Raw genomic sequence first — 6,796 nt, 5'->3', positions numbered from 1 at the left:
TGCCGAGCAGCGATTACTGGTTCACCGTGGAGTACGACGAGCCGATAACCAACCAGAGAAAGGAACTGAAGGCCCATTTTACCTTGAAACGTTAAGGTAAGGTTTAGTACAAATAAAAAAGCCTGAACATATGTCCAGGCTTTTATTTTTTAAAATATTATTCGACTAAATGTTGAATGCAAATGTAAGAACCACATCAGTAAAACGTGACTGAATAAGTGCAGAATCTGTTAACCCTACATTATACAATTGGTAATTTATATCTCTTTCTGATTGACTAAATGCTATATCGGCACTTAAGTTGCCAAAACTATATCCTAGACCTAAGGAATACCCAGTTAAATCTCCAAAGAAAGTATCATCTCGATATGGACTTTCTTCGAATCTATACCCTCCTCTAAAACTAAATTGTTTGTGACGATATTCACCGCCAATTCTATATGAAGTTGCTGTATCTAATGCATCACTTATGTCATTGTTTAATCCAGAGAAGAAAACATCAGATGTTGGCTTAAATTCTGCATTTGCATAATCTTTAATTGAATAGTCAAAGCTCAATAATCCTTGTTTACCAAAAACATATGCCAAACTACCTGTTATTTTTGAAGGGGTTTGTAATTTATATTCTGGAAATATATTAATAACATTAGGATTAATTACTTGGTTAATATCAGAACCGTTTTCAGATCTTGTTGAAGCTAAATATTGAGATGTTTCTTCATTGATTCTATACCAAGTAGGAGAATTATATGATAGACCAACTCTAAATTCTTCTGTTAGTTTTGCTATACCACCTAATTGAAATGAGAATCCACTACCTGTAGTTAATAGATTGTTTTCAAAATCCACTTGACTCACATTAGAGGAGGCGTTAGAATTTGATTCTCGAAGAAATGTACTTCTTTCGTAGTCAATGAAATGTGCATTGAGATTTAATCCAAAAAACAGTTTGTCTTCATAACTTGAAGCTAAATTAAAAGCTAATTTGCCGTTATAACCTCTACTTGCAAAAGAGTATTGTTGATTAAAGTTAATTCCATTTATATTTCTGATATATTGCGTATTATCATCAGTGTCTTGAACCGGATCAATTATATAACCTTCAAATCCTAAGAAAGCTTGTTGATGACCAAATCCGTAAATGGAACCTATATCGTTATAAGCTTCGGAAATTGTTTCACCTGGAAATGCTGATATTTCATCTAATCTTAATCCATCTGCATAGTTGTAGAAATATTCGCCAATGCTGGTGTTTGGATTTGTTCCAATAGCTAACCAGTCTCTATCATAATCTGCCGATCTATCATAGGCCATACTCATTGTGAATTTCCCCCAAGGAGAATTAGGATTCATATTTCTAAAAACAAATGCTGCCCCAAGTTGATTTAAATCAAAGTTTGAATTAGACGCATTTCTTGTTGAATTGAAATAAGTTACATCACTATTTTCATCAAAGTATCCTAAAGTAAGCGATGCATGGCTATTATTAAATATTGCAGAACCTGCAGGATTTATATTGACGCTAGACATATCTCCACCAAGGGCTCCAAAAGCGCCACTCATTGCTCTAAACCTAGCAGTACCTTGTATTTCATCCATTGAATATCTTACAGCATCAGTAATATCTTGTGCTAAGATTAAAGACGTGCTTATTAAGCCTATGCTAAGCATAAGTAATTTTTTCATAAGTTCTTAATTATTAAATTCGGAATTAACTATAAATTTTATCCTCTACCACCTCTTCTTGATCCACCAGAAGATCTAGATGACGATCCACCAGAAGATCTCATGCTTCCAGAAGATCTCGATGAAGAACCACTGGATGATCTAACACTACCAGATGAACGCGAACTTCCTGAAGATCTTACAGTTCCTGATGGCCTTGAACTTCTTGAAGATCTGTTTGATCTTGTGCGAGTTGAATTAGAATTTCTCATCGTTCTGCTTGGTCTAGTTACCCTAGTACCATTATTAGATCGTACACCATTACTAGATCTTACGCCATTACTAGTTCTAACTCCATTATTAGATCGGCTTATTGAATTATTAGAAGTTCGTACTCTTCTAGTATTTGTAACAGCATTGGATAACCTGCTTGTAGAATAATTTCTACGTGAGACAGCTGCATTACTTCTACCTAAGCCATTTAAGTTTCTATTATATAAAGATGAGCCTCGTCTCCCAGAATTAAAGGCATATCTGTTAGAGTTGCCATAGTATCCATTATAATAGCCCCAGTTATTCCATCCTGAACCCCAGCCCCAGCCGTAACCAGCCCAGCCCCAACCAAAGCGTGCATTCCAGCCCCAAGGATTGTTCCAACCAAAGCCTGCATTCCATCCCCAGCGATTCCATCCCCAGCGATTCCAGCCCCAAGGTCCACCCCAAGCCCAGTTATTCCAGCCCCATCCAGGACCCCATAACCAAGGGTCATTCCAGCCCCAAAAGCCATTATCAATAACATTTATAGTAACTGTACTATTATCTTGTCCCCAGCCACCATAAGGTTGTCTTTGTTCTAAAGTATCTTGAGCTCTTTCAACATAGTCACTTGAGTATGAGTCTACATCGGTAAATATTTCATCCTCTGACTGATATGCGTCAAGTTGTGCTTTGTTTTCAGCAAAATAATTTTTGTAGTAATTTGAATCGTCAGTTGATGTCGTTGCAACTGGTTGTTCAACAACACTTTCATTGGTTTCATTGGCAGAATAAATACCATCGTTGTCATATCCTGCATATTGGTATGAACCACATGAAGTTAGCACGGTCATTAAACCGAGAGCAACAAAAAATGGCAATTTTTGGCTTGTAATGGTTTTAAATTGCATATCTCTTTTATTTTATTGTTGAACATAGCAAAAATAGTTAGTTTTGCTGAACTATTTTTTTATTTAACATAAGCACAATATCTGTGCCAAAACACTGAAAATGAGTAAAAATCTTACGAGTAGAGCTGAGGATTATTCAAAATGGTATAATGAATTAGTTGTAAAAGCTGATTTGGCTGAGAATTCTGCAGTCAGAGGGTGTATGGTTATAAAACCATATGGTTATGCTATTTGGGAAAAAATGCAAGCGGAATTAGATAGAATGTTCAAAGATACAGGACATGTCAATGCCTATTTTCCACTTTTTGTACCTAAGAGTTTATTTGAAGCAGAAGAGAAGAATGCGGAGGGATTTGCCAAGGAATGTGCTGTTGTTACTCATTATAGATTACAGAATGATCCAGATAATGAAGGGAAATTAAGAGTTGATCCTGAAGCGCGATTAGAAGAGGAGTTGGTTGTACGCCCAACAAGTGAGGCAATTATTTGGAATACTTATAAGGGATGGATACAGTCTTATCGTGATTTGCCAATACTTGTAAATCAGTGGGCCAATGTTGTACGATGGGAAATGCGTACAAGATTGTTTTTAAGAACTGCAGAATTTTTATGGCAAGAGGGCCACACAGCACATGCAACTAAAGAAGAGGCTTGGGAAGAGACTAAACTAATTAATAATGTTTATGCAACATTTGCAGAAAATTTCATGGCAATTCCTGTAATACAAGGTTTAAAAACGGAAAGTGAAAGATTTGCTGGTGCTGAAGAGACCATGTGCATTGAAGCACTGATGCAAGATGGTAAGGCGCTTCAAGCAGGTACTTCGCATTTCTTAGGTCAGAACTTTGCAAAAGCATTTGATGTTAAATTCACTAATAAAGAGGGTAAGCAAGATTTCGTCTGGGCAACATCTTGGGGAGTTTCAACACGCTTAATGGGTGCGTTAATTATGACTCATAGTGATGATAAGGGACTGGTGTTACCACCAAATCTGGCACCATATCAAGTAGTAATTGTACCTATATATAGAAATGAAGAGCAATTTGAGAAGATAGCTGAACTATCTAATGAGATTATTGACAATTTAAAGGAACGTGGAATTTCTGTAAAATTTGACAAAAGAGATACGTTGAGACCAGGAGCAAAGTTTGCGCAACACGAATTACAAGGCGTGCCATTGCGTATAGCTATAGGCCCTAAGGATTTGGAAGATGAGACTGTAGAACTAGCAAGACGTGACAATTTATCGAAACAAACGGTAATTCTAGATAGGTTATCCGTTGTGGTTGAAGATTTATTAGAGGAGATCCAAGAAAACTTGTTTAATAAAGCTTTGGAATTTAGGAATTCTCATATTACGGAGGTTGATGATTTTGAAAGTTTCAAAAAAGTTTTAGAAAATAAAACAGGTTTTATTTCTGCCCATTGGGATGGTTCTGCAGAAACTGAGCAGAAGATTAAAGATCTTACCAAAGCAACAATTAGGTGTATACCAATTGACAGTGCAGAGGAGGAAGGCTCTTGTGTTTACAGTGGTAAACCATCTAATAAGCGTGTTCTTTTTGCAAAGGCTTACTAAAAAAAATCAAAAAATTTTTATTAGTAGTTGCAACATTTAAAAATAGTTGTATTTTTGCATCCGCAATGGAAACATTGTAAGTTCATTTAATGGTGAAATAACTAAATGGCCCGTTCGTCTATCGGCTAGGACGCCAGGTTTTCATCCTGGTAAGAGGGGTTCGATTCCCCTACGGGCTACAACTTTTAATAAGAAAAATAAAATGGCAAATCATAAGTCAGCTTTAAAAAGAATAAGAAGTAACGAAAAAAGAAGAGTGCTTAATAGATATCAGCACAAGACTACACGTAATGCAATTAAGAAATTACGTGAAATAACTGATGCTAAAGAAGCTCAAAAAATGTTACCTTCCGTTATTAGTATGATTGATAAATTGGCGAAGAAAAACGTAATCCACTCTAACAAGGCAGGAAACTTAAAAGCTAATTTAACAAAGCACGTAGCAGCGTTATAATCAGACTTAAATAAAAAATTCAAAGCCTTTCAGATAATGAAAGGCTTTTTTTTGTTGCTATATATAAATCTTTACATAAATAAAAAACCTCAAGAATTTCTTGAGGTTTTGCTTTTTTATAATAGAATTGAATTACCTAACCATTCATTGAAATTAGGAATTCTTCATTATTTCTAGTTTGTTTGAATCGATCATTAATAAACTCCATTGCTTCAACAGGATTCATATCTGCAAGATATTTTCTCATTACCCACATTCTTTGAATCGTATTATCATCTAATAATAAATCATCACGTCTTGTGCTTGAACTAGTTAAGTCGATTGCAGGGAAAATACGTCTATTAGATATCTTTCTATCTAATTGTAACTCCATGTTACCCGTACCTTTAAATTCTTCAAAAATAACTTCGTCCATTTTAGATCCAGTTTCCGTTAGTGCCGTAGCAATAATAGTTAATGATCCTCCATTTTCAATATTTCTTGCAGCACCGAAAAAACGTTTTGGTTTATGAAGTGCATTAGCATCTACACCACCTGATAATATTTTACCAGATGCAGGTTGTACGGTATTGTAAGCACGTGCCAATCTTGTAATTGAATCTAGTAAAATAACAACATCATGTCCGCATTCTACTAAACGCTTAGCTTTCTCTAAAACAATGTTTGCAATTTTGACATGTTCATGTGCTTCCTTGTCAAACGTTGATGCAATTACTTCCCCACGAACGTTTCTCTGCATATCTGTTACCTCTTCAGGTCGCTCATCAATAAGTAATATCATTTGATATACTTCTGGGTGATTGGCTGCAATTGCATTTGCAACATCCTTAAGTAACATTGTTTTACCAGTTTTTGGTTGAGAAACAATCATACCACGTTGACCCTTACCTATAGGAGAGAACAAATCCATAATTCTTGTAGAAATTGTAGATTGACGCTCCGCTATATTAAATTTTTCTTGAGGAAACAATGGTGTTAAATGTTCAAACGCCACACGGTCTCTTACAACTTGTGGATTTTGACCATTAATTTTACTTACTTTAATTAATGGGAAATATTTCTCGCCTTCTTTTGGTGGTCTTACATGTCCAAGTACAGTATCACCTGTTTTTAATCCAAATAATCTTATTTGAGATTGTGAAACATAAATATCATCTGGTGAAGTAAGGTAGTTATAGTCTGATGATCTTAAAAACCCATAACCATCCTGCATAATGTCTAAGACTCCTTCACTTTCAATAATTGCATCAAACTCAAAATCTGGCTCTCGATAACGGTTTCTGTTATCCTTATTGCCGTTGTTTTTATTATTGTTGTTTCGGTTTTGATCTTTAGAGCGATGCTGCTGTCTATTATCGTTATTAGATCTTTTTTTGTCATCATTACGAACTTTAGACTTATCCTCATTTCTTTCCTTGCCCTTGTGATCTTGTTGTTTGTTCTGTTTGTTGTCTGAGGTCTTTTTTTCCTCCTGTTGTTTTGGATTGTTGCCAGACTGTTGTTGCTGCCCTTTGTTATCCTGAGGCTGACGCTGAACTCTACCACGCTTTTGTCTCTGATTGTTTTGTTTAGAATCAGATTGTGGTTTTACCTCAACTTTTTCTTTTACTGCGGCAGGATTTGCTGCTTGGTAATCTAGGATTTGATAAACCAAGTCTAATTTTTTTAAACTTCTAAATTTAGGTACTTTTAGTTGCTTGGCTATATCCTGCAATTCAGGTAGCTTCTTAGCTTTTAACTGTGAAATTTCAAACATTCGTATATGTAATATAATGTATTATAGTTTCGATATTATTAACTCAAAATTTTCTAAATGAAATAAAAAGAAAAAAAGTGAAATTAATTCGGAAGATTGGAAAGCGACATACGTTCTTGTCTTTACTTTCTGTTGCAATAATACAATTTTATTTTAAATTAAATTCTATCTTTTTA

Annotated in this window: 5 protein-coding genes and 1 tRNA gene; 3 read left to right on the top strand and 3 right to left on the bottom strand. The window is 35.1% G+C overall.

All coding sequences use genetic code 11. From position 1 onward, the window contains the following. Positions 1-165: 165 nt before the first annotated feature. Positions 166-1,686 (bottom strand): OmpP1/FadL family transporter, encoded by a 1,521-nt coding sequence (locus LBV24_RS10565; protein WP_224478612.1) that lies wholly within the window; start codon positions 1,684-1,686, stop codon positions 166-168. Positions 1,687-1,724: 38 nt separating this feature from the next. Further along, entirely contained in the window at positions 1,725-2,831 is a 1,107-nt protein-coding gene (locus LBV24_RS10560; RefSeq protein ID WP_224478611.1) for a hypothetical protein, read from the bottom strand. Positions 2,832-2,931: 100 nt separating this feature from the next. Here LBV24_RS10560 and proS point away from each other — a divergent pair, with 100 nt between their 5' ends. The 3 genes from proS (at position 2,932) to rpsT (ending at position 4,864) form a co-directional block, all read left to right on the top strand. After that, positions 2,932-4,410, top strand: coding sequence for a proline--tRNA ligase (proS, locus tag LBV24_RS10555; protein WP_224478610.1), 1,479 nt, complete (start codon positions 2,932-2,934; stop codon positions 4,408-4,410). Between the two features lie 107 nt (positions 4,411-4,517). Next, a tRNA-Glu gene (locus LBV24_RS10550) sits at positions 4,518-4,589 on the top strand. A 23-nt stretch (positions 4,590-4,612) separates the two neighbouring features. Beyond that, positions 4,613-4,864: a 30S ribosomal protein S20 gene (rpsT, locus tag LBV24_RS10545; protein WP_114299432.1), complete on the top strand. Its 252-nt coding sequence runs from the start codon at positions 4,613-4,615 to the stop codon at positions 4,862-4,864. A gap of 136 nt (positions 4,865-5,000) precedes the next feature. Here the strand turns inward: rpsT and rho are convergent, their stop codons facing one another. Further along, entirely contained in the window at positions 5,001-6,620 is a 1,620-nt protein-coding gene (gene rho / locus LBV24_RS10540) for a transcription termination factor Rho (protein ID WP_224478609.1), read from the bottom strand. Between the last annotated feature and the right edge of the window lie 176 nt (positions 6,621-6,796).

The organism is Winogradskyella vincentii, assembly GCF_020166345.1.
GTDB lineage: Bacteria > Bacteroidota > Bacteroidia > Flavobacteriales > Flavobacteriaceae > Winogradskyella > Winogradskyella vincentii.
The sequence above is the reverse complement of the archived record's forward strand: the minus strand, read 5'-3'. Positions and strand labels throughout refer to the sequence as shown.